Source organism: Aeromonas sp. FDAARGOS 1405, assembly GCF_019048265.1.
In the GTDB taxonomy this organism is placed as follows: domain Bacteria; phylum Pseudomonadota; class Gammaproteobacteria; order Enterobacterales; family Aeromonadaceae; genus Aeromonas; species Aeromonas veronii_A.
Genome location: NZ_CP077311.1, coordinates 3,193,651 through 3,219,161 on the forward strand (window position 1 = coordinate 3,193,651; position 25,511 = coordinate 3,219,161).

A 25,511-nucleotide genomic window follows, 5' to 3' on the forward strand; every position below is an offset into this window, starting at 1 on the left:
TTTAATGACCCGTCATTTGTTGCCATCGAGCTATTAAGTCATTGAACAATCTAGGCTCGATGCGTTTTGTCAGGCACAAAAGCATTAAGGAATTCCATGAGCTGGCTTGAGAAGATTCTTCCCAAGAGCAAGATCACTGCACCCCGTCGTCACAACATTCCGGAAGGGGTGTGGACCAAGTGCAGTGCTTGTGAACAGGTGCTCTACCGGGCAGAGTTGGAGCGCAACCTCGAAGTGTGCCCCAAGTGTGATCATCATATGCGCATCAGTGCTCGCGCCCGTCTCGAGAGTTTCCTCGACGAGCAGGGTCGTACCGAGATCGGTGCCGAGCTGGAGCCGCAGGATGTACTGAAATTCAAGGATTCCAAGCGCTACAAGGATCGTTTGTCTGCCGCCCAGAAAGCGACAGGAGAAAAAGATGCGCTGGTGGTCATGAAAGGGACCCTCAAAGGGGTGCCGGTTGTCGCCTGTTCCTTTGAGTTCTCCTTTATCGGTGGCTCCATGTCCTCCGTGGTCGGTGCCCGCTTCGTGCGCGCTGTCGAGGAGTGCATCAAGGAGGGCCGCGGTCTGGTCTGTTTCTCCACTTCTGGTGGTGCCCGCATGCAGGAAGCCCTCTTCTCCCTGATGCAGATGGCCAAGACCAGCGCGGCGCTAGACCGACTCTCCAAGGCTGGCCTGCCCTTTATCTCTGTGCTGACCGACCCCACCATGGGGGGCGTTTCCGCCAGTCTGGCGATGCTGGGTGACATCAACGTGGGCGAGCCCAAGGCGCTGATCGGTTTTGCCGGCCCGCGCGTTATCGAGCAGACCGTACGCGAGAAACTGCCGGAAGGCTTCCAGCGCTCCGAATTCCTGCTGGAGAAGGGGGCCATCGACCTGATTATCGATCGTCGCGACATGCGTAACCGTCTGGCCAGCCTGCTCGCCAAAATGCTGAATACTCACGTCATCGAAGAGTGAAGATGAGTTCAAACATGCAACAATCCCAAAGCCGGTCGCTTGTCGACTGGCTTTCTTATTTGGAGCAGATCCATCCGGTCAATATCGACATGGGTCTGGATCGGGTCGGTGCCGTTGCCCGGCGTATGGGGCTGACCCAACTGCCGTTCAAGGTGATAACGGTGGCGGGTACCAACGGCAAGGGCTCCAGCTGTGCCATGGCGGCCAGCATTCTGATGGCCGCAGGCTATAAGGTCGGCGTCTACTCCTCTCCCCATCTGCTGCGCTTTACCGAGCGGGTGCGGATCAACGGGGCCGAACTGGCCGACAGCGATCACTGCGCCGCTTTTGCCGAGGTGGAAGCGGCTCGCGGCGAGATTGCCCTCACTTTCTTCGAGTTCGCGACACTGGCTGGGCTGTGGCTGTTTCGCCGCGCCGCGCCCGATGTGCTGCTGCTGGAGGTGGGGCTGGGTGGTCGGCTCGACGCCACCAATGTGGTGGAGTCCGATGTGGCGATGATCACCTCCATTGCCCTCGATCACTGCGACTGGCTGGGTGATACCCGTGAAGCCGTGGCGGTGGAGAAGGCTGGGGTCTATCGTGCCGGAAAACCCGCCATCAGCGGTGAGCCCAATCCACCTGCGACTATCGCGAGCGAAGCACAGCGGCTTGGCGCCAACCTGCGTCAGGTTGGGGTGGACTTCTCTGGTAAAGAGCATGAAACCGGCTGGGATTACCTGGGCCTCAACCAGTGGCGTGATCTGCCCAAACCGGCGCTGCCGCTGATGAATGCAGTGACTGTGCTGGCGGCGCTGGAATCCCTCGGCTTGCCGCTGCCGGAGTCTGCCATTCGTGACGGGCTGGCCAATGCCCGGCTGGCTGGCCGGATGCAGCAGCTGCAAAGCGCACCGCAGGTGATCGTCGATGTGGCCCACAATCCCCATTCGGCAGCCTATCTGGCGACCCAACTACGTAAAATGCCCTGCTCGGGTGTACGCCGCGCCGTGGTCGGCATGCTCAAAGACAAGGACATGGCGGGATCCCTTGCCGAACTCGATGGCCTGATTGGCGAGTGGTATCTGGCCAGCCTCACCGGCCCGCGCGCCGCCACCGCAACGCAGCTGGCTGCGGCGCTGGGGGAGGGCAAGGGGCCTGCCAGGGCGTTTGATGATGTCAGCGCCGCTTATCGGGCAGCGTTGGCCGTATCGAGTCCGGACGATATGGTCATTGTGTTTGGTTCGTTTTACACTGTCGCCGACATTCTGGCGGGTGTCGCCGTCTAGGCCCCCCCCTTGCTCCCCAGCCCTCGGGCGGGGAGCCAAATCGCATATTGAGTTACGTAAAGGTAGGATTCAACTTGGCCTCGAAGTTTCAAAACCGTCTGGTGGGCACCGTCATCCTGGTGGCCCTGGTTGTTATTTTCCTGCCGGACTTGCTGGATGGTCACAAGCTGGCGCAAAAGGAGGAGGCCTTTGCCAAGATCCCGCTGCGCCCCGAGCTGGAGCCTGCCAAGCCTGCGCTGCAGGTCTCGGCAGCCAGCAGCCTGCCAGCCGATCATTTGGCCAGCCAGCAACAGGCCTCTGCGGCCCAGCAGTGGCAAGTGGAAGAGGTGGCTGACCCCATGACCCTCGCCGGTCAGGGCAACGGCGCGCAGCCGGCGACAACCCCTGCCGCACCGGTCCAGTCGCAACAGAATGCCCAACCCAAGCCACAGCCCAAGCCAGAAGTGGTGGCCAAAAAATCGGTCGAACCGCCCAAGCCAGCACCCAAGCCGACGCCAGCCAAACCGGTTGAAGTGGCCAAGGCACCTGCGCCAGCCAAACCACAGGCGGGTCAGATCAAGTCCCTCGATGATCTGATTGAAAGCAAGATGAATCAGTCGACCACACCTGCACCCGCGGCCGCGCAGGGTAGCTGGATCCTCCAGCTTGGTGCCTTCAAGAACGTCGACAGCGTCAACGCGCTGGTGAGCAAGCTGCGTGCTGCGGGCTACTCTGCCCACACCTCGCCGCGCACACCGGTGCAGGGTCAGCTCAACCGGGTCTTTATCGGGCCGGATGTCTCCAAGGCCAAACTGCAAGGGATGCAGGGGCGGATCTCCCAGATGACCGGCCTCAGTGGTTCGGTGGTCTCCTACAACCCGTAATGGCGTTGCCGTTGGCAATGGCCCTCTGAAACAAACACCGCGCCCCGTGCGCGGTGTTTTTTTATCTGACCGTCGTGATTTTTAAGGACGGCGTCGTACAGGCCACCACCCGGTTGGGATTTGCTGTCAGTTGGGGTAGTCTGGGGCTTTCTGCTACTCACAGGAGTTCAAGATGATCCTCTCGACGACCCCCACGCTGGAAGGCAAAACCATTCGTGAATACCGCGGCATCGTGGTTGGCGAAGCCATTCTCGGCGCCAACATTTTCAAGGATCTCTTTGCCGGGATCCGCGACATCATCGGCGGCCGCTCCGGCGCCTATGAAAAAGAGCTGGCCCGTGCCCGCGACATCGCCTTCGATGAGCTGAAAGAGCGTGCCGCCGCCCTTGGCGCCAATGCGGTGGTCGGCATCGATATCGACTACGAGGTGGTGGGGCAAAATGGCAGCATGCTGATGGTCAGCATCAGTGGTACCGCCGTACTGGTGTGATGCGCCACGCAAGGGTTGCCTACAACTGCCGTCGCAGGCAGGGTCACGGATAAAGTGGATAACTGCTGGCTGCCCAAGGGCCGACAACCCGGTTGTCGGCCCTTCTCGTTTATTGATCAATTTCTGCCGTTGCCATACCAGTCGAGCTGGTCGGCCAGAGTGACCACCGAGCCGATGATGATGAGACTCGGGCTCTTCACCTGACGGGCCAGTTCGGCCAACTGCTGCAGCTCGCCGCGCACCACTTGCTGACTGAGCTGGGTGCCTTGCTCCACCAGCGCCACCGGGGTGTGACCGGGCATGCCGTGGGTTTGCAGCGCATCCTGAATGCGGGCGGCATGGGCCAGCCCCATGTAGAACACCAGGGTCTGGCGGGGGGCCGCCAGCGCCGACCACTCCTGGGCGATATTGCCCTCCTTGTCGTGGCCGGTGATGAACTGCACCCGCTGGGCGTGATCGCGGTGGGTGAGGGGAATGCCGCTGTAGGCGGCGCAGCCCGATGCGGCGGTGATGCCCGGTACCACCGAGAAGGGGATGCCCGCCTCGGCCAGGGTTTCCAGCTCCTCGCCACCCCGGCCAAAGATAAAGGGATCGCCCCCCTTGAGCCGCACCACCTGTTTGCCCAGCTGCGCTTGTTCCAGCAACAGCTGGTTGATCGCCTGCTGGGGTACGCAGTGGCGTCCTGCCTCCTTGCCAACAAAGATCCGCTCGGCATCCCGGCGAACAAGCGCCAACACCTCCTGCGACACCAGCCGGTCATAGACCACCACATCCGCCTGCTGCAGCTGCTGCAGACCGCTCAGGGTAAGCAGGCCCGCATCGCCGGGGCCTGCGCCCACCAGAGTTACGCTTCCCTTGCTCTGCGGTTGCTCATCGAGTAGCTCGGCGACGCTCTGTTCGGCAGCTTGCTGCTGGCCGCGGGCCAGCTGGCATGCCAGTCGCTCATGGCTAAAGAGCCGCTCCCAGAAGCGGCGGCGGGCCAGCTTGTCCGGAATGAGTTTGACCTGCTCGCGCAGCTTGCCCGCCAGCGCCGCGAGTTGGCCGAGGTGTTGCGGCAGCATGGCTTCAAGTTTTTCCCGCAGCTGGCGGCTTAGAACCGGCGCCGCGCCTGCGCTGGAGATGGCCACCATCAGCGGCGAGCGGTCGATGATGGCGGGCATGATGGCGCTGCAGTGGGCCGGAGAGTCCACCACGTTGCAGAAGATTTGGCGCCGATTCGCTTCGTTGAAAACCTGCTGGTTGACCTCGGGCTGGTTGGTGGCGGCGATCACCAGCCACTTGCCATCGAGCAGCTCGGGGTGAAAGTCGGCGGCGCAGACGGTCAGCACTCCCTGCTCGGCCCAGCTCATCAGCTGGGGTTCCAGATGGGGGGCATTGATGGTCACCCGGGCTTTGGCATCGAGCAGCAGGCGCGCCTTGCGTACAGCGACTTCGCCACCGCCGACGATAAGCACCGGCTTGTGTTGCAGCTGACAGAAGAGAGGGAGAAAGTCCATAACAGGCTCCGGATGCTGGCCCGCTCGCAATGCCGCGCCGGGCGAGATAGCAGGGCACGCCGTGACGTACCCCTGATGGTCGGGGGAAAGATCCCCCGACGGGAATAAAAAAGGGGAAGGGTGATCTACGCCCGGGCCAACGACAGATCCCCACCGGTGTCGGCCACTTGATCACGCTTCCCCAAACGAGGTTTTTCCTATTGCACCGCTTTGACATGCATGTTGGCGACGTACTGATCTTCGGCCCAGAAGATGCGGTCAGCGACCATGGCTTCCGGGTTGAGGGTGACGCCGCGCAGCACCCGCTCCTTGAACTTGTGATAACCGGCCCGGTCGATAAGGTGACCCATGTGCAGGTAGATGGGCTTGCCATCCAGCATCTCGGCCTCGAACTCGAACAGGTTCTTGATCACCGCATGCAGCACCTCTTCGGTGACCCAGTTGAGGAACAGCTTGCCGGTACGGGGGGTCTTCTTGCTGGTGCGCCCCCCCAGCTTGACCATGTAGAGCTGCTTGGGATCCCGCTGCCAGGCCAGGGTCGGGCAGGCCAGCACACACTCGCCACAGCCGATACACTTGCTCTCCTCCTTCACCGCCTTGCCATGCTTGATGGCGAGGCAATCCACCGCGTGGTGGCTGCATGCCTTGACGCAGGCGCCGCAGCCGATGCAGCGCTCGGCATTGAAGTGGATCTTGGCGATGCCGAGGATGCCGAAGTCGGCCATGTTGGCCTTGGCGCAGTCGTTGGGGCAGCCGGCGATCACCATCTTGAGGTGATAGGGGTTGGGGTAGAGGTGCTTCTCCATCCGCTGAGCCAGCCCGGTGCAGTCGATATTGCCCTTCTGGCAGATGGTGTTGCCCTGACAGGCGACGATATTGCGCCCGCCGATGGTCTGGTAACCGGCTGTTGTGTCCTCTACCTCGATGCCGCAGGTCTCCACCTCGATCTCCTTGATAAAGGGTTCGAGGGCGGCGTTGACCTTGTCCATGTCCTGATATTTGATGCCGGGCATCGCCAGCTTCTGGCGGGTGGTGAGGTGGATCAGGCCGTTGCCGTACTGTTCGGCGATCTGCTGGGCCACCGCCAGCAGGTGGGCGGGCATGATCCCGCCGGGAATGCGTACGCTGATCATCGCTTCGCCGCGCACCTTGGAGAGGCGGTATTCGTTCTTGGCGCGGGCCTTGATGATGTCGATATCGAGACTCATGGTGTTCTCCCTCAGTCGATCAGATGCTGGGCCTGGTCAAAACGAAAGACCGGTCCATCTACGCAGATATAGGTGTCGCCCATCCGGCAGTGGCCGCATTTGCCCACGGCGCAGGCCATGCGGCGTTCGTAGTCGACCCAGATTCGATCCTTGGGGATACCCCGCTCGAGGAAGGCGAGCACCACGAAGCGGATCATGATGGGGGGGCCGACCACGATCACCTGGATATCCTCCTTGTCAGCGAGATCCAGCTGGTCGATGTAGTCGGTGACCCGGCCAATGCGAAACTGCTCGCTCTCCTTGCCCTCGTCCAGGGTGACGATAAGGTTCTGCTGCTCGGCCCAGAGCGGCATCTCGTGGCGATAGAGCACCGCCTGCTCGTTCTTGAAGCCGAGGATCATGTCTAGGGATTTCACCTCTTCCGGATGTTTGCTGAAGCGGCGCAGCAGCCCCTTGACCGGCGCTACGCCGGTGCCGCCCGCCACCACGATGAGGTGCTGGTTGCGATAGGTCTCCAGCGGATAGCCGTTGCCGTGGACGCCGCGCATCCACACCTTGTCGCCCACATCGAGGGCAAACAGCGCATCGGTTACCTTGCCGACCTTGCGGATCAACAGATCCACATAGCCATCGCCATAGTCGGAGGCCGAGATGGGCGCTTCGCCCACGGTGGGCAGGGAGATCTCCACAAACTGGCCGTAGTGGACATCAAAGTCGCGTGATACTCGAAAGTTCCACTCAAGTTCGGTGTGGCGCTCGATGGCCAGAATGGTGTAGGCCTTGGGCAGCAGGCGGTTTTCGACCACGTCCTGCTGCGGTTCTGCGGTTGCGGTTTGCTGGCACTGGCACATATCAGTTCGCCCCCTGCGCGTTGTCGGCTGCGATGGTCTGTTCGACCACATCGGTCATCTTGTTGATGATGTTGCTAAAGGAGATGTAGTGAGGGCAGCGATCGTCGCAGCGGCCGCAGCCGACGCACATGTGCTCCTCTCCCTGACGGGCCTTGTAGTCGTTGACCTTGTGCAGGGCGCGATAACGCAGGCGCTCGCCATGTTTGGCGCGAAAACCGTGGCCACCGGCCATGTCGCTAAAGCCATCCACCATACAGCTGGCCCACTGGCGACGGCGCTCGCCCTGCTTGGGGTTCTCGGCATAAGTGAGGTCGTGCACGCTGTAGCAGCTGCAGGTCGGGCAGGAGGTGGTACAGCGGCCGCAGCCGATGCAGCGGCTGTCGTACTCGGCCCAGACCGGATGGGCGGTGAGGATCTGGCGGATCCGCTGGGGGTCGTCACAGACGCTGTCCGGGGTGCGTACCTTGACCGGGTTGCTCTGGACAAATTCCGGGGTGAAGTCATCGGATTCACCCAGCTCGGCAAAGTAGCCGAGCAGCTCGGGATCCTTTACCTCGATACGGGCACCCTCATCGCTCAGACGAATGGCGGCGGCGTAGTCCTGGGTCTCGTTGCTGCCCATGGAGACGCAGAAGCAGTTCTCGAAGCTCTCGCGGCACTCCAGCAGCACCAGCTTGAGCTTGCTGCGCAGTCTGGCGTAGTAGACGTCGCTGTTCTGGCCATTTTTCAGGTAGACCTGATCCAGCCTGCGCAGAGCGTGGATATCGCAGCTGCGCAAGAACAGCAGGGTGGGCTTGGCCTCCACCTTTGATTCGCGCAGCTCCAGATTGTCGAAGTGGAACAGGGTCTGGGTGATGGGGAGCACCACTTCTTTCGGGGAGAAGTGGGACTTCTCCTGCCACACCAGATCGGCCGGATGGCGGATGCTGTGGTAGGTGACGTTGTCGGTGTCGGAGAAGCGGCCGCCTCGATATTCGGCCGCGGGCGCCATGATCCGGTAATCGGGCAGCAGCCGCTCGAACAGCTGCGCCAGCGCGGGATGGGTGAGAAGAAACGACATAAATAAACACCTTGTATGAGGGTGAGATGCCCTGGCATAGGGATGAGGCGCGGGCCGGTCAGGGTGTCTGGCACCGGTTCTGGCCGCGCTTGCCTCGCCACGGTCTGTTTTTATGACTCATGTTGCTCAACTGACCCGATTGTTATTGTGTTGGCGGCGCGTGCGTCGCGGCAGGTCGGGTCATGCCTGTAAAACCCTTATCAATTGAGCAGGGCGGCCTGATAGCCTGCGCACTTGCCCATCACGTATCCCATCTCCAGCTTGTTGATATCGCGGGTAAAACGGGAAACGGGGAAGTAGTCAGCCGGGGCGATCACCTCGATCTGGCAGTCCTCCGGCGGATTGGCGATAAAATCGAGCGCCTCGTTGTAGCTGCGATCCCGCTGCTCCAGCGCCTGTGCCAGCGCGGGACGGGTCTTGAGCAGGGTGCGGATCATCCAGGGGAAGGGCATCGGCTTTAGCCGATAGCCAAGGGGCTCGGAGAGGATCACCGTCAGGTGACGGGCACCGCGGCGGTAGGCCTCGATCACCGGGATGGAGTCGGCTACCCCGCCATCTGTCATCGGTACCCCGTGCACTTCCGGGTATTCGTGGGAGGCGAGGGGAATGGCGCAGCTGGCGGGCAGCACCTCGTTCATGTTCTCCGGCTTGACCCGGATGTACTCCGCCTTGCCGGTCAGGGTATTGGTCACCACCGCATAGAAGGGGATGCCGGTCTCCCGGTAGGCGTGAATGTCGAGAGGATACTTGCTGCAGCTGGTGTTCCACAGCCAGTGGATATCCACCAGATTGCCCCCCTTGGCAAAACGCAGGGGATCCATAAACTGCTGGCTGCACGCCAGTTTGGTCAGGATCTCGTGGCTACGGCCATGCTGGCTGGCGAGATAAGCCAGCAAGTTGGTGGCCCCCGCCGAGACGCCGATGGCGAAGTCAAAGGGGCGATAGTCATGCTCGATAAACGCATCCAGCACGCCGCTGGCAAATATGCCGCGCATGGCGCCGCCTTCTACAACCAATGCGCTGGGGGATGCGTTTTTGTTCATGACAGGCACCTCATTGATAAGTCAGAGAGAAAAAGTGGGAAAGAGAACGTCCGGGCTGTCAGGCCGACCGTTCTGACAACCAACCGGGGTTGGCCATCGCAATGAGGTCATTCTAGGAAGGGGATAGTGTTTAGAATATCTGTTAATAATGAATCAAGTGTTTTGTATTTCTAAACGACACTGATAAACCCGTTGTGATCAAAGGGGTTGTGTAGGAGTCTCAACGACTCTGTGATGGCTGGATATTGGCAAGGATGAGTGTGTCATGACGTTATTGGTTCCCCCGCTGCTTAAACGTGGCGATACCATCGCTTTTTTCTCCCCCTCCAGCGCGGCGACCGCTTGGGCACCCAACCGTTTTGCCCGCGCAAAAGCCTTTCTTGAGGGGCAGGGCTTTAGGCTCAAGGCGGGCAGCCTCACCGGCCAGCAGGATCACTGGCGATCCGGCTCCATTGCCGCGCGGGCCGAGGAGCTCAACGCCCTTATTCGCGACCCAGAAGTGCGCTGCATCATGTCGGTGATTGGCGGCAGCAACTCCAACTCCCTGCTGCCCTACCTCGATTTTGATGCGCTGAGGCGCGATCCCAAGATCATCGTTGGCTACTCCGATGTGACGGCCCTGCTGCTCGGCATCCACGCCCAAACTGGCCTGGTTACCTTTTATGGCCCGGCGCTGGTGGCCTCCTTTGGCGAGTTGCCGCCGCTGGTGGATGAGACGCTGGCCAGTTTTTTACAGATTGCGTTGGCCGATGAAGCTGGCGTCCCCTGCACGCTGCCTACGCCAGCGCAGTGGAGCGATGAACGGCTGGACTGGGAGAATCAGACCCGGGCCAAGCGCTGCCAGCCCAATCGGCTGAGCTCGGTGGGTTCTGGCCGGGTTGAGGGGCGGCTGATGGGTGGCAACCTCAACACCATGGCGGGGATCTGGGGCTCCCCCTATATGCCAGCCATCGAGTCTGGTGACATTCTGCTGCTGGAAGACAGCCTGAAATCTGCCGAGACGCTGGAGCGCTCCTTCGCCCACCTCAAGCTGTGCGGGGTGTTTGAGCGGATCGGCGCGCTTATCCTCGGCAAGCACGAGTTGTTCAACGATCAGTGCAGCGGCAAGCGCCCCCTCGATATCCTGCTGGAGGTGGTGGGGGAGCCGAACTTCCCCATTCTGGCGGAGTTTGACTGCGCCCATACCCACCCCATGCTGACGTTGCCGCTGGGTATCGAGGTGGCGCTCGATCTCGACCGCCAGCAGCTCACCTTGCTGGATCCCTGGTGGGATGACTGTTGAGGCTATGTTGCCAAGGGAGATGAAGCACACATGCTATGTGCTGAAGAGGATTGATGAATGCTCGACACCGCCCATCAAGGGTAGTTTGCGGCAACAAGCGCGACTCGGGAGCGCGCTTGTTGCCATTGGCTGGATTACCAGCGGTAGGTTTTCAGCAAGGCCTCCAGTTTTTGACACTGCTCGACCAGCTGGATACTGGCGAGGTTGGCGGCATGGGCCTGACCCAGAGTGTCATTGGACGTATTGCGAATGTCGCTGACCGCGTGATCCACTTCGCTGCAGACCCTGTCCTGCTCTTCTGCTGATTGTGCCATCTGGGCGTTGAGGTCATTGATGCTGGCAATGCGTCCAATGATGTTTTGCATGGCCGCCAGGGTTGCCTCTGTCTTGCTGATGCTCTCACCGGCTTTGCTTTTTGCATCCCCGATCACCACAACGGCGCTTTGGGCCTCGTTTTGCAGGGCGGCGATCATCTGGGAGATCTCCTCGCTGGCGGCGCGGCTACGGTTAGAGAGGGCCCGCACTTCATCGGCTACCACCGCAAAGCCACGGCCCTGCTCGCCGGCCCTGGCCGCTTCAATGGCGGCGTTGAGGGCCAGCAGGTTGGTCTGATCGGCAATCCCCTTGATCACCTCAAGCACACCGTCAACGGCGAGGCAGCGGCTATCGAGTTGCTGGATCACCTGATCCACCCGATCAATTTCTGCCGACATCTCGCCCATATCTATGATGGAGTGCTGGGCGAGGCGGCTGGTATTGGCGGCATCCTGATTGGTGAGGGCGGAGAGCTCGGCGCTCTTGCGGGCATGTTCGCGCACTTCGTGGGAGCTTGCCGCAAGCTCGCTTACAGCGGCGGCAACCTGGGTGGTCATCCCCTCTTGCTGGCGGGCCGAGTTTTCGGTCTGGGTCGCCACCTGACGGATCTGGTTTGACTCCTGATAGAGCTGGTGGGTTGCCCCTTCCACCTCCTGCAGGCTGTGGCGGAAGCCCTGCACCATGTCATTGACGGCGCGGGTCATCTGGCCCAGTTCATCCCGGCTGTGATTGACCAGGGGGAGGGCGAGGTCGCGCTCTTTGGCCATCCGGATCATGGTGAGCTGCAGCTGGCGCAGAGGGTGTTTCACGTAACGTTGCAATACCCACCAGAGCAAGCCGAAGCCGAGGCTGAAGACGGCGGCCAAGCTGCCGCTCAGGATCAGGTTGTTGTGGCGGATCTCGCCGAAGGTGTGGCTGAGGTCATAACTGATCCGTACTGCCCCCATCACGGTCCCTTCATTGACCTGGTGACAGGTGAGGCACTGGGTGCCGCGATACTCCTTGTAGGCTTTGAACGGTTTGATCAGGGTGAGCCGGTTGCCCTGCTGCTCCAGAATGGCTTCGCCCTGATTGATGGCTCGCTCATCGAGGGGATCCTGCACTTTCTGATCCGGATGACCCGGGCCAAACAGGTTGCTTACTGCTGGTGCGCGCACCAGACGGGCCTCAACGATGCCCGCTTCACTCTTGAGTTTGGTCTGCACTATCTGCCGGTTGGCCATGCCACCTGTCATCATCAGCACGTTCACCTGATCCATATAGGTGTTGGCCATGCTCTCAACTTTCTCCTCTGCCAGCCGGATGGCGAGATCCCGTTGCAGCCAGGCGGAGAGTTCGAAGCAGAGGCCAAAGGTGGTGCTGATGACCAGCGCAAGAGGGAGGAATATTTTCCAGTTCAAGGAGAGGTTATGCATTTTGGGCAAGTTCCATGCGCTTGGTGTTGTTATGTGATCCCGTATCATCTTGATCGTAGACGAAGAAACGGCGGGAGATGGTTCTCTATCGGCACACGATAACCACTCTTGAGTAAATAATCTGTTAAGCAGATCGGTAATGCTGGTTGCCAAAATGCCTTTCGGGAGGGGGGCTGCTCCTCGGGTTGATCCAGAACAAATTGCTAGTAACGATAATCGTTATCATTGTCATTATTTGCTGATAATAGTGACCATCATGAATCTGACCCCTTCCATGACCGGTATTGCCACGCCGGATCCCCTCAAGTTTGCTTTTAGCGCCAAGACCTCGGCTCACGCCAGTCGGGGAGGGATGCGCCCCTTCCCGCTGGATGAGGCTGGCTGGCAGAGCTGGTGGCAGCGAGAGAGTGAAGCTGAGGAGCGCGCCCTTTACATCCATTTTCCGTTTTGCCGAAAGCGCTGCAGCTTCTGCAATTTCTTTGAAAATGGTGCCAACCCGGCGCGGATCAACCGTTATGTCAACGCCCTCTGCGCCTCCCTTGCGCAGGCGGCTGACACCCCGCTGGCGCAGAGCATGCCGTTTTCAGCCGTCTATGTGGGGGGCGGTACGCCGACCGATATGAGCGCCGACGAGCTGGCCATGCTGGCCGCCGTGATCCGCCGTTTTCCGCTGGCGGCGGATGCCGAGGTGACGCTGGAGGGACGCCTCAACGGCTTTGATGATGAGAAATGGCAGGTGGCGTTGGCGGGGGGCTTCAACCGCTTCTCGTTCGGGGTGCAGAGCTTTGATACCCGGGTGCGTCAGCAGGCGGCCCGTTTCGATGACAGGGAGACCTTGCTGACCCGTTTGGGTGAGTTGACCCGGGATGATGCGGCTGTGATCGTGGCGGATCTCATCTTTGGTCTGCCCGGTCAGGATGATGCCGTGTGGCAGCAGGATATCCGCGATGTGATGGCGAGCGGTGTACACGGGGTCGATCTCTACCAGCTCATCGCCATGCAGGGCACCAATCTGGAGCGAGCGCAGGAGAAGGGCACCCTGGATTGGCTCGCCGATGGCCAGCAGCGGGCGGCCATGTATGCCTATGGCGGGGCGCAACTGGAAGCCCACGGCTGGGAGCGTCTCTCTTGCAGTCACTGGCGGCGCAGCCCGGCCGAGCAGAGCCGTTATAACCAGATGGCCAAGCGCGGTGCGGAGATCCTCCCCTTTGGCGCCGGTGCGGGGGGCAGCATTCTTGGCCACGGCTTGATGTATGGTCGGGATCTGGCCCCCTGGCATGACGCGCTGGCCAGTGGCAAGCGGGCGCCCGGGATGGTGATGGGACGCAATCCCAATGCAAGGATGGACGGTCTGCTCCGTGGCGCCCTCGACAGCGGTGTGCTGGCGCTGGATCGTCTGCCAGCGCCTTTGCTGACCCATCTGATGCCGCTTTTTTCCGCCTGGCAGCAGCACGGGCTGGCCGAGATCGGGAGCGCACGCTTGCAACTTACCCTCGCCGGACGCTTCTGGAACGTCAATATGCAGGCTGGCTTGTTCGAGTTCTTGCAGCTCAATCCGCTCGATGGTTCTGCGCCGCCCAGCCATGGTACTGCCGCGGTACGCCATTCGCTGGTTTGAGCCCGAGCGGAGCATTTGCACGGAGCACTTGCATGGCTCCGAGCGATCCATAACGAAAGAGGGAGCCTTGCAGGCCCCCTCTTTTGGCTTGGCAGTTAGCGTCGCGCGAGCTTACTCGTCGCTGCTCTCCTGATAGCTGTCGCGCATTGCTTTGGGCAAGCGGCGCATTGGCGCAAAGCCGATATCCTCGCCCACTACTTCCCGCTTGCGGGCCGGTGCAGGTTTTTTGCTGGCGTCACCCTTGGCTTTGCCCTTGCCCGCGGCTGGCTTGCCCTTGGCATTGCTGCTCTTGGCGTTGGCATGACCGCGAGACCGAGGCGGGTTCTGCACCGGCTTGCTGCCCGGCAGAGTCTGGCGACTCGGCTTGCCGCTTGGCTCATACCCTTCCAGGATCTCCACGGACAAGGATTGGCCGATCAGGGCTTCGATCGCCTTGAGCTGACCCAGCTCGTCCTGACTGACCAGCGAGATGGCCTCGCCGCCACGACCGGCGCGGCCGGTACGGCCGATACGGTGGATGTAATCCTCCGCCATCTGGGGCAGTTCAAAGTTGATCACGTAGGGCAGTTGATCGATATCGAGACCGCGGGCGGCGATATCGGTCGCCACCAGCACCCGCACCTCGCCACTGCGAAAATCGGCCAGCGCCCGGTTGCGGGCACCCTGGCTCTTGTCACCGTGGATCGCCACGGTATTGAGGCCATCTTTTTGCATCTGCTGGGCGAGGCGGTCGGCGATCTGCTTGGTGCGAACAAACACCAGCACCCGCTGCCAGTTGCCACGGCCAATCATGTGGGAGAGCAGCTCGCGGCGGCGTTCCCGATCCACCTGAATGATGCGCTGGGTCACCTGCTCGGCGGCAGTATTGCTGGGGTCCACCTCGATCAGGGTGGGATCGTTGAGCAGATCATCGGCCAGCGCCTTGATGTCGTTTGAGAAGGTGGCAGAGAAGAGCAGGGTTTGCCGCTCTGCAGGCAGCGCCTTCATGATGCGGCGGATGTCGACGATAAAACCCATGTCGAGCATGCGATCCGCTTCATCCAGCACCAGCACTTCCAGCTGGCTCAGGGTCAGGGCGCCCTGGGTCAGCAGATCCAGCAGACGGCCCGGGGTGGCGACCAGAATGTCCACACCCAGCTTGATGGCGTCCAGATTGGGCTTGATGCTGACACCGCCATAGGCGATCAGAGTCTTGAACGGCAGGTGGTGGGCATACTTGATGATGCTCTCGCCAACCTGGGCCGCCAGTTCGCGGGTCGGGGTCAGTACCAGTGCGCGCACCTGACGACGGCCACGACCGTGGTTGGCCAGCAGACGCTGCAACATCGGCAGGGTGAAACCGGCCGTTTTGCCTGTGCCTGTCTGAGCGCCGCCGAGCACATCCTGACCGGCCAGAATGGCCGGAATCGCTTGCTGCTGGATGGGGGTTGGCTGTTCGTAACCCAGCTCCTTGACGGCCCGCAGAATATGCGGAGACAGACCCAGTTCGTTGAATGACATGTTCGAGAGAAACTCCTGAGATGAGCCTTTGGCTCAACGGGCAGCCAGCATGTTGGGGCCAGCCACGATATGGAAAAGATAGTGGGGCCGTAATATAGCAAAAGAGCGGCCGCTGCGCAGTAGCTGTCGCACCGGCCGCCACACAATCGTTCAACGCAGTGGCGTAAAACGGCTCAGGAGAGTCAGAGTATCTCGCGGATCTGCTCGGCCAGACTCTCCGGTTTGGCCTGGGGGGCGAAACGCTCTACCACATTGCCATCACGGTCGATCAGGAACTTGGTGAAGTTCCATTTGACGTTTTCCAGCCCAAGAAATCCCGGTTTCTGTTGCTTGAGCCACTGGTAGAAGGGATGGGCATGCTCACCGTTGACATCGCACTTGGCCATGATGGGGAAGGTGACCGGATAGTCGAGGGAGCAGAAGCGGGCGATCTCGTCCGCATCCCCCGGCTCCTGCTGACCGAACTGGTTGCAGGGGAAGCCCAAAATCACCAGCCCCTTGGGGCCGAGCTCCCGATAGAGCGTTTCCAGCCCTTCATATTGGGGAGTAAAGCCGCAGCGACTGGCCACATTGACCACCAGCACTACCTTGCCCGCCAGTTGAGTCAGCGGGTAGGGGGTACCATCCAGTCGTTGCAAAGTGAGATCGGGCAGAGGCATGAGAAGATCCTTTCGTGGGTGATGCGCGGGTTGTGCCGTGAGTGGTTCGGTCGGTGACAGAGACAAGCGCCGGATAAACAGCAACATGGCGATGCGGATACGGTATCGGCTGGCTCTTGGCACCGCAAGGAGGCCGCGGCGCCTCCTCGTCCCGATTGCAAGGGCCATCACAGTTTCGACAGCCAATACGCCTGTTGGCGGAGCGGGATCACAACTGGCGATAAAAAGCGGGGAGGCGAGCTGCAACTCGCGTATTGATGTTGGGACTTCTCAAGAGAAGCAAACCGGTTTGTGACTTTGCCGGTAAGTCGCTACAAAGCGCCCTCTTTCCACTCATTGTGAGCCAATCTTGGACTATCAAGCTGCCATGGATGCCATTTACACCCGAGGATGGGTGATAGTGGATGATTTTTTGACCGCCGCCGAGGTGGATGCCCTCAAAGCCTGTTTGCCAAGCGAATGGCAACCGGCTGGGATTGGCCGTGACGCCCTGCACCAGGGCAATCCCGATATTCGCCGTGACCAGATTCACTGGCTGGAGCCCTCCCTCGGTGCGCCGGTGGCCGACTACCTCGCCCGGATGGAGTCCCTGCGTCTTGCCGCCAACCAGATGCTGATGCTGGGATTGTTCGACTACGAGGCCCACTTCGCCCGCTATCGCAGCGGGGATTTTTACGCTACCCATCGGGATGCCTTTGCCGGTCGCTCCAACCGCCGTCTTACCACCGTGTTTTACCTCAACAACGACTGGCTGCCCGAAGCGGGTGGAGTGCTGCGCATGTATGACGACAAGGAGCTGTTTCTGATGGATGTCAGCCCCAAGGGGGGGCGGCTGGTCATGTTTCTCTCCGAGGAGTTTCCCCATGAGGTGCTGCCTGCCAATCGCGAGCGCTACAGCATTGCCGGTTGGTTTCGGGTCAATGGCAACGGCATGGGAAGGGTCGATCCCCCGCGCTGAGGGGCAATGTGTCCCGATTTTGACACAGGGGAGACTTTTCACTGCAAGAAGTGGGGTCATGGGTCTCCCATCAGCTGACAAGGGTTGATCTCCCTTGCTACACTGGCGCGCACTTATGTTCGTATCTGGCTTCGTCCGGTTTTTATGGTGGTTGGCTTATCAAATGGTCATGACGAGGCCGCTTTTCCCAAGGGATCACATCTAATGAAGAACATGCATGTCTTGCTGCTGTGCGGCGGCGGTGGCTCCGAGCACGAGGTTTCTCTGCGCAGCGCCAATTTCCTCGAGCAACAACTGGGCCTTCTGCCCGGTGTCGAAGTGACCCGCGTCGAGATGTTCGCCGATCGCTGGCTCAGTGCCGATGGCCGCGAGTGCAAGCTGGGGCTCGACAAGCTGCTTTCGTTCGACAGCGTGGCCCGTCCGGTGGATTACGTGGTGCCCTGCATCCACGGCTACCCGGGTGAGACCGGCGATCTGCAATCCTTCCTCGAACTGGCCGGATTGCCTTATCTCGGTTGCGATGCCGAGGCGAGCAAGATCTGCTTCAACAAGATCAGCACCAAGCTGTGGCTCTCCGCCATCGGCATTCCCAACACCCCGTACCTGTTCCTGACCGAGCAAAATGAGGCGGCGCTGGCCGAGGCCAAAGCTGCGCTGGCCAAGTGGGGAAAGGTCTTTATCAAGGCGGCCTCCCAGGGTTCTTCCGTTGGCTGCTACTCCGCCAGCAACGAAGCGGATCTGGTAAAAGGCATTGCCGATGCCTTCGGTTACTCCGAACAGGTTCTGATCGAGAAAGCAGTCAAGCCGCGCGAGCTGGAAGTAGCGGTTTACCAGTATGGTGACGAGCTGGTGGCGACTTATCCGGGCGAGATCTGCGTGCCGCAGGACAAGTTCTACACCTATGAAGAGAAGTACAGCAGCGCCAGCCATACCGAGACTGCACTGCGTGCCGAGGGGTTGACCCAAGCGCAGGCCGATGCGATCCACGAGTACGCCCTCAAGGCGTTCCGTCAGCTGAAACTGACCCATCTCTCGCGCATCGACTTCTTCCTGACCGAGGAGGGGGAGATCCTGCTGAATGAAATCAACACCTTCCCGGGCATGACCTCCATCTCCATGTTCCCGAAACTGCTGGAGCATCACGGTCACCGCTTCGCCGACTACCTTGAGCAGATCCTGCGCAAGGCCAGCTAAGCGTGCTCTCCCGCTCGCGGGATGAAGAAGAATCCAATAAAAAATCCCCGCCAATCGGCGGGGATTTTTTTATGCCTTTATCAAACGGGGCAGGCCAGCTTGAAGGGATAAACAGGCGGGGAGGGAATGACTCTTCCCCGCCTGTTGCTACCTGTGGGTGTTACCGGCGGTTAGCCGCGAGCCACCCGAAAGCGCACGCTGCGGGAGTGGCACGGCGCCAGCTCGCCAAATTCGCCAGCGGCCAGTTCAAGGGGCAAGGGCTGCTCGTCCATCCGCACCGCTTGCCAGTCGTTCAGGGCGTGTTCGCAGCTCACTTTGCCACCCTTTAGTACCGCCTGTTCGCTCGGGTTGTAGACCCGGATCACCAGCGCCTCTTCATCCTCGGCTTTTTTCAGGGCACTCAGCACCGGACCGGAGGGATCCATGGAGAGCAGACTGAAGTGCAGCGGGGTGGTGAAGCTCGCCTTGTTGAGCTTCATGGCATCGAACGGGATCTTGTTGTAGCAGCGCACCGGGGTGAGGTAGCTGCGCGCCGCCTGCATCACATTGGCGCTGATGTGATCGCCAGCAAATGCCTGCAGGCTGAAACGGCAGCTGAACTTGCCGCGCACCTGAGAGTCCAGGGTGGGGAGCTTGATGCCGGAGGGGCGACCGGGGCGCAGCAGCAGCTCCTCTTTACCGAGTACGCCGACCCCGCGCAGCAGGGTGAGTGCCAGGGTGTCGCACTGCTCGCCAATCACTTCAAACTCGCGTAGACCGTCGCTCAGCACCGCCAGCCCCTGCTTGCCATCTTGCAGGGCGACGAAGTTCATCAGCTGCCAGACCGGAATGGGGGCCTCTTTCCACCCCTCCGCTTCCCAGTTCGCCATGGCGCTGTCGCGGGTGGGGCGGGTGATGCAGCCAAACTGGTTATCGGAAACCACGGTGTCGCTCGGGAAGGGGGTGGGGATCAGCACCCGCACCCTGTGGTCATCGGCCTGATTGTCGAGCTCCAGCTCGATGTCGATGCGCGGACTCTGATGAGCCAGGGTGATGCGGCAGGTGACATCGAGGTGACCGCTGCACTGACGGTTGGCTCGCTCGGCGAGGTTGGCAGGCAAGGCCATACGCAATGTGAGAGTGGCGATGCTCTGCCACGCCTGATGGGTGATCTCGCGGGTCACTGCAAACTCGGTGGAGTAGCGCAGCCACTCGTCCCGCGACGGCGAGTAGTCATACTCGTCACCATCATCGGAGCCCTCTTCCAGCGTGAGCACTTGATCGAAGGTGGTGCCGCGCAGCTTGTCCAGGATCTGCAGGGTGCCGTTGTCATTGAGGGCGATGCGGTAAAAATCGTTCTCCAGCAGCTCGCCGCTGGCCGTCACCGGCTGCTCCAGTCCCGGCTGGTTGCCCTCGATATGGAGGGTGCAGTAGCCCATGGCCGGCAGCGGATGGCAGAGCTGGATGTCGTACTCCATAAAGGGCTCGTAGTTGCCGTAGTGAACGATCTGTCTGTCCACCAGACCCGGGTCAATCTCGCGCTTGGCGCGGATGAAGTAGGGGACCGGTTGGCCCGCCTCATCGCGCAGGGCAAAGGATTGGGCGCGAATGCGGATGCTGGTATTGATCACCTCCTGACGGGGGAAGGGCATCAGGTTGAACAGGCAGAGCTTGTCAGCCACCTGTACTCCGTCTTCGCAAAGTGCCACCGGCATGTTGTCGACAATCTTGCGCATGTAGAAGCGGATCAGGTTCTCGGCCATGTCGTCGGCCAGAATGAAGCGGGTCATCACCTCCTGATGCACCTTGTCGCTGCAGCAGCAGCCGATGCTGTCATGGGCGTGGTTCTTCATGATCTCCTTCCACATCTTCTCCAAAAGCCCGTGATGGTACTCAAAGCCGAGCGCCCAGGCGATGCTTGCCAGCGGCTCGAGGATGTTGACGATCTTGTTCTCGATGGCGGCATGGGCCAGCTTGATGTCCATCCGGGTGGAGGAGATGGTGCGGTGTACCCGCATATATTTGCCGTCGTTGAACTCCCCCTTGAGGGTGGCCAGTTGGTCACGGCACGCCTCGATGCGCTCGAAGACCTGCTCGAAGCGGCTCATGTGGAATTCACGCTGGGGGTAGATTTCGCGCAGCTTGTCGATGATGGCGAAGATGTTCTGTTGCAGCGGCATCTGGTCGTGGCCGTTGGGCAGCAGGATATCCTTGGTCACCGAGGCCTTCTCCAGCACCTCGAAGTAGGATTCGAGCCGCTTGCGCAGCCCCGCCTCATCTTCCGGCAGGTACTTGCCGATGGCGTAGCCGAGCGGCAGCACCTGGGCGGTCACCTCGCTGCCATCGTTGCTCTGCCAGAGGAACTCGGTCTTGTCGGTACCGTGGCGCTCTGAGCAGCCGCGCCAGAACATGGCTCGGTCAATCCCGAAGCCGTTGAAGATGTGGGGCAGCTGGGAAGACATGCCGAACGAGTCGGGCAGGTAACCGATCTTCATCGGCTCGCCAAGGCTAAGGCAGTCGCGCATCCCGTAGAGCAGGTTGCGCAGGATGGACTCGCCGCTCACCTGCATGGTGTCGGTCTGGGTGTACCAGGGGCCGATGATGAGCTTGCCCGCTTCCACCAGCGCCTTCACCCGGGCCTTGTTCTCGGGCTGGATGGCGAAGTAATCCTCCAGCACCGCGGTCTGGCCGTCCAGCACATAGAACTTGTAGTCGGGGTCGGATTCAAGACGCGCCAGGATCTCCGCCATGTTGTTGACCAGCAGGATGCGGGACTCCTCGGTGGTGAAGTACCACTCCCGATCCCAGTGCATGTGCGGCGTGATGTGAACTCGTGAAACTGTCATGACAATGATCCTTTGCTGACGCACGGCGGCCCTTGCCTGCCGTGCGGAAAAATAGTCTGTTGAAAAAGTGGTGGTGAAGATGCGCCTTACTCTGCGGTGACCACCTGATAGGTGCCGCGCTGCATAGCGTGACGGCGCCAGCCGATCAGCACCACAGTGGAGATAAGGGTGCCCACCAGTGCCGCACCGAGCCAGACGGCGGCAGCCATCAGGGCACCGTGGCCGCCATCGTGGAGCAGGAAGAGGGAGAAGATGCCAGCCCCCGGGGTGGAGAGACCAATCCCCATGGCTCCCACCATGGCGCCGGTGACCACCGAGCCTGCGAGGAAGGAGCCGATCACCCGGATCGGATCTTCGATGGCCATCGGAATGGCGCCCTCGGTGATCCCTGCCAGCCCCAGCAGCCAGGTCGACTTGCCGGTCTCGATCTCGAAGGTCTGGAACAGGCGCGGCGCCAGCAGGGTGGAGAAGGTGACGGTAAAGGCCGAGACCATCTTGACCGCGCCGAAGATGGCGTAGGGGCCGTAGACCCCGTTGGCCATGGCGCCGAGGCAGAAGGCGTAGGCCGCCTTGTTGACCGGGCCACCCAAGTCAAACGAGCACATAAAGCCGAGCAAGGCGCCCAGTACCAGCGCATTGGTGCCGGAGAGGCCGTTGAGCCACTCGGTGAGGCTGTTGTTGAGCCAGGCTACCGGCTGGCCGATGACAAACAGCATCAGGCTGCCCGCCACCAGGGTGCCGATCACCGGATAGAGGTAAAAGGTGAGAAAGCCGTTGAAGTTGGGGCTCAGACGCACATGCTGCTTGACCCAGCGCATCAGGTAACCGGCGATAAGACCACCGACCACACCGCCAAGAAAACCGGAGCCAATCATGTTGGCGGCCAGTCCCGCCGCAAAGCCCGGGCCCAGCGCCGGTTTGTCTGCCAGCGAGTAGGCGGTATAGGCCGCCAGCACCGGCACCATCAGGGTGCCCAGCATGCCACCGCCCAGCTTGCGGTACATCCAGAGCCAGGAGTTCTCGGTATCAAATAGATGTTGCAGGCCGAAGATCTGGGCCAGCAGCACAGAGACGGCGAGCACGGTACCGCCTGCCACGATCAGCGGTACGGCAAAGGAGATACCGCTCAGCAGCGCCTGCTTGAGCTCGGTCTTGAGGGTCACCTTTTTGCTGGTCGGCGCATCGCTCTGGCCGGGGTTGGGCGTCGGGGCTGTGCGACCGGCCTTGGCCGCTTCCAGCGCATCATTGAGGATCCGCTCGGCATGGCGGATGGGCTCGGCCACCGGCGTCTCGATCCGGGGGATACCGGCGAAACGCTCCTGCTCCTTGATGGCCACCTCGGCGGCGAAGATACAGGCCACCGCAGCATCGAGCGCCTCTTGCGGCAGGCGATCCTCGATGCCGTTGGCACCCTGCTTTTCGACCAGTACCCGAATGCCCAGCTTGCGCCCCGCCTTTTCCAGATACTCGGCAGCCATATAGGTGTGGGCGATCCCCGCCGGGCAGGCGGTGACACAGACCACAGTGGGTTTATTTGTATTTAAGTTGTCTTCTTTTTCTGGTTGCTTGTCGCCATCCCCTTCACCATCAAGCAGCGCCATCAGCTGCTCGGCACTCTGGGCCGCCAGCACCGCCTCGCGGGTATCGTCATCCACCAGGGCAGTGGTGAGGGTGGTGAGCAGCTGCATGTGGGTGGAGCCCGCCTGATCGGTCGGGATCGCCAGCATGAAGATCAGGTTGACCGGCTCGGGGCCGTCGATCCCCTCCCAGCCCAGCTCCTCGCTCAAGGTCGCGACGGCAAAGGCCGCTTCACGCACCGCATCACACTTGCCGTGGGGCACTGCCAGCCCTTCGCCAAGGGCGGTGGGGCCCTGCGCCTCGCGGGCCATGACCGCGGCCAGAAAGGCGGCCTTGTCGTGCAGCTTGCCGGCCTGATCGAGCCGATCAGCCAGGGCATGAATGGCCGCATCCCGATCGGCAAACCGGGTTTGCAACGTGATGAGATGGGGGCCGGTAAGACTGGTCAGATTCATGATGATCCTCTGTCAGGTTGGCTTGCCAGCAAGCCGTCATGGTGAAAGTGACAGCGATGCTAACAAACCGGCCGACTGATTTTTGTGAGTGGTATCATACAATTCACTATTTGTATTGTTTTTGTATTGTTTGTTCAAGGTGATTTGTTAGGTCAAATGAGGCTGAGCCGTTTTGTCTGCCGGGCAACTGGGGTAGAATGGCGCCTCTTCCATTTATCATGGTGCAGAGCCGACGAGGTGGCCGTTCGTGTCGAAAAAACCCATGTATCGCCAGATAGCCGACACCATCCAGCAGTGGATTGCGCAAGGGGAGCTGGCCCCCGGCGATGCCCTGCCCACCGAAGCCGAGCTGCGCGAGCAGTTCGGGGTGAGCCGGGTGACGGTGCGTCAGGCCCTCAAGCAGCTGACCGAACTCAACGTCATCGAGAGCATTCAGGGCAGCGGCAGCTACGTGCGGCAGGAGAAGGTGAACTACGACATCTATCAGCTCACCAGTCTCTATGAGAAGGTGACCGATCCGGCGGCCGAGACCCACAGCGACATTCTCGCTTTCGAGGTGATCAAGGCAAGCAGCGAGCTGGCCGAGCGGCTCAATCTGCTGGAAGGGGCGCTGGTCTACTACGTCAAGCGGGTGCGCTTTATTCGCCAGATCGCGGTAACGCTGGAGGAGACCTGGATGCCGCTCGCTCTCTTCCCCGATCTCAGCTATGCGGTGATGCAGGGCTCCAAGTACCACTACATCGAAGAGGTGAAGCAGCTGGTGATCGACCGCAGCGAGCAGGAGATCATTCCGGTGCTCCCCTCGGCGCAGGTGGTGGAGGCGCTCGGTATCGATCCCGCCAAACCCATTATCGAGAAGGTCTCCCGCGGCTTCTTGCAAGATGGCACAGTGTTCGAGTTCAGTCGCAACTTCTTCAAGAGCGATGATTACAAGTTCACTCTGGTCGCCCGCCGCACCAAGGGGTGAGCAGGCGACAGCACCCGAGATAAAAAAGGCCACCACCGTGTTTGCGGTGGTGGCCTTTGTTTTTGGCTGATTGCCGGGCTGAATGGCAGATTGGCTGGTGGTTTGATGCAGCCGACCTACTGCGCTGAATCTTTGATAACTCCCTCTACCCGCACCTGCAGGCTCCCTTGCGCCAGGGTGGTGACGAGCTGGTCGCCACTGTTGACCTGATCGGCGCGGCTGATGACTTCGCCACGCACAGTGCGGGTGATGGAGTAGCCGCGACCGAGAGTAGCGAGCGGGCTCACCCCGTCGAGGCGGGCGCTGAGCATGGCGAGGCGGTGGCTTGCCAGATCCTGGCGCTTGGCAATCAGGGCATGAAGCCGCTCCTCGGCCAGCTGGTGGCGGCGCTTGCCAGCTGCCAAGAGGCGCTCCGGACTCTTGCCCTGCAGGCGCAGCTCAAGGTTGGCGAGGCGCCGCTCACCCTGATGCAGCCGCTGGCGCAATAGCTGCTGCAAACGGGTGGAGAGCTCGTCGAGGCGCTGGGACTGCTGCTCCAGCCGCCGTTTCGGATCCTGATGGTCGAGCCGCTTTTGCAGCAGGATGAAATCGTGGCGGGCGGCGGTCTGCTGGCGGCTCATCGCCTGCAGCAGTCGCTGTTTGAGGTGAACGAGACGCTGGGTACGGGCGCTCTGATCCGGCGCCACCAGCTCGGCGGCAGCCGACGGGGTAGGGGCGCGCAAGTCGGCGGCAAAGTCGCTGATGGTGACATCCACCTCGTGGCCCACTGCGCTCACCACAGGGATGGCAGAGTGGGCAATGGCACGCGCCACCGCCTCTTCGTTAAAGCACCAGAGATCTTCGAGGGAGCCGCCACCACGGCCAACGATCAGCACATCCACCTCGGCGCGCTGGTTCGCTTTGGCGATCGCCGCGACGATCTGGCTGATGGCGGCGCTCCCCTGCACCTGAGTCGGGTAGATAAAGACCGGCAGATCCGGGGCGCGCCGTTTAAGCACCGTCAGCATATCGTGCAGGGCGGCACCGGTGGCGGAGGTGATAAGGCCCACCGCCTGCGGTTCGCGGGGCAGCGGCCGCTTGCGGCCTTCGTCAAACAGCCCCTCGGCGCCGAGACGGCGCTTGAGCTCTTCAAAACGCAGCGCCAGCACGCCATCGCCTGCGGGTTGCATCGATTCGATGATCAGCTGGTAGTCGCCGCGCGGCTCATAGAGGGAGACCCGCGCCTGCACCAGTACTTGCATGCCATCCTGCGGGCGAAACGCCACCCGCCGGTTGTTGCCCTTGAACATGGCGCAGCGTACCTGAGCTGACATGTCCTTGAGGGAGAAGTACCAGTGGCCGGAGCTTGGCATCGCCAGATTGGAGAGCTCGCCGGTCAGCCACACCAGCCCCAGATCCTGCTCCAGGATCATGCGCACGGCGCTGTTGAGGCGGGTGACAGTAAAGACCTGCTGTTGCCTGTTTTGGCCGGATTCGTTGCGATAGTTCAAGGCGGTTCCTGCGCACGGTTCC

At 61.2% G+C, this 25,511-nt stretch carries 20 protein-coding genes; 9 read left to right on the top strand and 11 right to left on the bottom strand.

The window, feature by feature from the left end:
* Window positions 1-96: 96 nt before the first annotated feature.
* The 4 genes from accD to I6L35_RS14840 all read left to right on the top strand — a co-directional run bounded on the left by accD (window position 97) and on the right by I6L35_RS14840 (window position 3,575).
* Window positions 97-960, top strand: coding sequence for an acetyl-CoA carboxylase, carboxyltransferase subunit beta (gene accD / locus I6L35_RS14825; RefSeq protein WP_005344944.1), 864 nt, complete (start codon window positions 97-99; stop codon window positions 958-960).
* Between the two features lie 2 nt (window positions 961-962).
* Complete coding sequence (gene folC, locus I6L35_RS14830) at window positions 963-2,222, top strand: bifunctional tetrahydrofolate synthase/dihydrofolate synthase (RefSeq protein ID WP_216978587.1); 1,260 nt, start codon at window positions 963-965, stop codon at window positions 2,220-2,222.
* Between the two features lie 74 nt (window positions 2,223-2,296).
* Window positions 2,297-3,085, top strand: a complete 789-nt coding sequence (gene dedD / locus I6L35_RS14835) for a cell division protein DedD (protein WP_216978588.1) — start codon at window positions 2,297-2,299, stop codon at window positions 3,083-3,085.
* Window positions 3,086-3,257: 172 nt separating this feature from the next.
* Window positions 3,258-3,575, top strand: a complete 318-nt coding sequence (locus I6L35_RS14840) for a heavy metal-binding domain-containing protein (RefSeq protein WP_216953896.1) — start codon at window positions 3,258-3,260, stop codon at window positions 3,573-3,575.
* Window positions 3,576-3,691: 116 nt separating this feature from the next.
* Here the strand turns inward: I6L35_RS14840 and cysG are convergent, their stop codons facing one another.
* The 5 genes from cysG to I6L35_RS14865 all read right to left on the bottom strand — a co-directional run bounded on the left by cysG (window position 3,692) and on the right by I6L35_RS14865 (window position 9,233).
* Window positions 3,692-5,071 carry a siroheme synthase CysG gene (cysG, locus tag I6L35_RS14845; protein WP_216978589.1) on the bottom strand — a complete coding sequence of 460 codons (1,380 nt, stop codon included), beginning with the start codon at window positions 5,069-5,071 and terminating at the stop codon, window positions 3,692-3,694.
* Window positions 5,072-5,268: 197 nt separating this feature from the next.
* Window positions 5,269-6,279 (bottom strand): sulfite reductase subunit C, encoded by a 1,011-nt coding sequence (gene asrC, locus I6L35_RS14850; RefSeq protein ID WP_040066440.1) that lies wholly within the window; start codon window positions 6,277-6,279, stop codon window positions 5,269-5,271.
* Window positions 6,280-6,290: 11 nt separating this feature from the next.
* Window positions 6,291-7,130 (bottom strand): anaerobic sulfite reductase subunit AsrB, encoded by an 840-nt coding sequence (asrB, locus tag I6L35_RS14855; RefSeq protein ID WP_216978590.1) that lies wholly within the window; start codon window positions 7,128-7,130, stop codon window positions 6,291-6,293.
* A gap of 1 nt (window position 7,131) precedes the next feature.
* Entirely contained in the window at window positions 7,132-8,190 is a 1,059-nt protein-coding gene (asrA, locus tag I6L35_RS14860; protein ID WP_043819574.1) for an anaerobic sulfite reductase subunit AsrA, read from the bottom strand.
* A gap of 200 nt (window positions 8,191-8,390) precedes the next feature.
* A complete protein-coding gene (locus I6L35_RS14865; protein ID WP_042053080.1) occupies window positions 8,391-9,233 on the bottom strand; it encodes a patatin family protein in 843 nt (280 codons plus the stop codon).
* 265 nt (window positions 9,234-9,498) lie between these two features.
* Here I6L35_RS14865 and I6L35_RS14870 point away from each other — a divergent pair, with 265 nt between their 5' ends.
* Entirely contained in the window at window positions 9,499-10,515 is a 1,017-nt protein-coding gene (locus I6L35_RS14870; protein WP_216978591.1) for a S66 peptidase family protein, read from the top strand.
* Between the two features lie 134 nt (window positions 10,516-10,649).
* Here the strand turns inward: I6L35_RS14870 and I6L35_RS14875 are convergent, their stop codons facing one another.
* Entirely contained in the window at window positions 10,650-12,245 is a 1,596-nt protein-coding gene (locus I6L35_RS14875) for a methyl-accepting chemotaxis protein (RefSeq protein WP_216978592.1), read from the bottom strand.
* Window positions 12,246-12,501: 256 nt separating this feature from the next.
* Here I6L35_RS14875 and hutW point away from each other — a divergent pair, with 256 nt between their 5' ends.
* The gene (hutW, locus tag I6L35_RS14880; protein WP_216978593.1) at window positions 12,502-13,863 is read left to right on the top strand and encodes a heme anaerobic degradation radical SAM methyltransferase ChuW/HutW; all 1,362 of its coding nucleotides are present in this window, start codon (window positions 12,502-12,504) and stop codon (window positions 13,861-13,863) included.
* Between the two features lie 111 nt (window positions 13,864-13,974).
* Here the strand turns inward: hutW and I6L35_RS14885 are convergent, their stop codons facing one another.
* Together I6L35_RS14885 and I6L35_RS14890 are read right to left on the bottom strand one after the other, a co-directional pair.
* Window positions 13,975-15,363: a DEAD/DEAH box helicase gene (locus I6L35_RS14885; RefSeq protein WP_100653572.1), complete on the bottom strand. Its 1,389-nt coding sequence runs from the start codon at window positions 15,361-15,363 to the stop codon at window positions 13,975-13,977.
* A 182-nt stretch (window positions 15,364-15,545) separates the two neighbouring features.
* Entirely contained in the window at window positions 15,546-16,022 is a 477-nt protein-coding gene (locus I6L35_RS14890; RefSeq protein ID WP_100653573.1) for a glutathione peroxidase, read from the bottom strand.
* 349 nt (window positions 16,023-16,371) lie between these two features.
* Between I6L35_RS14890 and I6L35_RS14895 the strand changes: the two genes are divergently transcribed.
* Both I6L35_RS14895 and I6L35_RS14900 read left to right on the top strand, forming a co-directional pair.
* Entirely contained in the window at window positions 16,372-16,980 is a 609-nt protein-coding gene (locus I6L35_RS14895) for a 2OG-Fe(II) oxygenase (protein WP_216978594.1), read from the top strand.
* 204 nt (window positions 16,981-17,184) lie between these two features.
* Complete coding sequence (locus I6L35_RS14900) at window positions 17,185-18,174, top strand: D-alanine--D-alanine ligase (protein WP_058057457.1); 990 nt, start codon at window positions 17,185-17,187, stop codon at window positions 18,172-18,174.
* Between the two features lie 170 nt (window positions 18,175-18,344).
* Here the strand turns inward: I6L35_RS14900 and mngB are convergent, their stop codons facing one another.
* Together mngB and mngA are read right to left on the bottom strand one after the other, a co-directional pair.
* A complete protein-coding gene (mngB, locus tag I6L35_RS14905; protein ID WP_216978595.1) occupies window positions 18,345-20,999 on the bottom strand; it encodes a mannosylglycerate hydrolase in 2,655 nt (884 codons plus the stop codon).
* An 86-nt stretch (window positions 21,000-21,085) separates the two neighbouring features.
* Entirely contained in the window at window positions 21,086-23,032 is a 1,947-nt protein-coding gene (mngA, locus tag I6L35_RS14910) for a PTS 2-O-a-mannosyl-D-glycerate transporter subunit IIABC (RefSeq protein ID WP_216978596.1), read from the bottom strand.
* A 247-nt stretch (window positions 23,033-23,279) separates the two neighbouring features.
* Here mngA and I6L35_RS14915 point away from each other — a divergent pair, with 247 nt between their 5' ends.
* Entirely contained in the window at window positions 23,280-23,999 is a 720-nt protein-coding gene (locus tag I6L35_RS14915) for a GntR family transcriptional regulator (RefSeq protein ID WP_005360030.1), read from the top strand.
* 116 nt (window positions 24,000-24,115) lie between these two features.
* Here the strand turns inward: I6L35_RS14915 and xseA are convergent, their stop codons facing one another.
* The gene (xseA, locus tag I6L35_RS14920; protein ID WP_216980297.1) at window positions 24,116-25,489 is read right to left on the bottom strand and encodes an exodeoxyribonuclease VII large subunit; all 1,374 of its coding nucleotides are present in this window, start codon (window positions 25,487-25,489) and stop codon (window positions 24,116-24,118) included.
* Window positions 25,490-25,511: the final 22 nt, after the last annotated feature.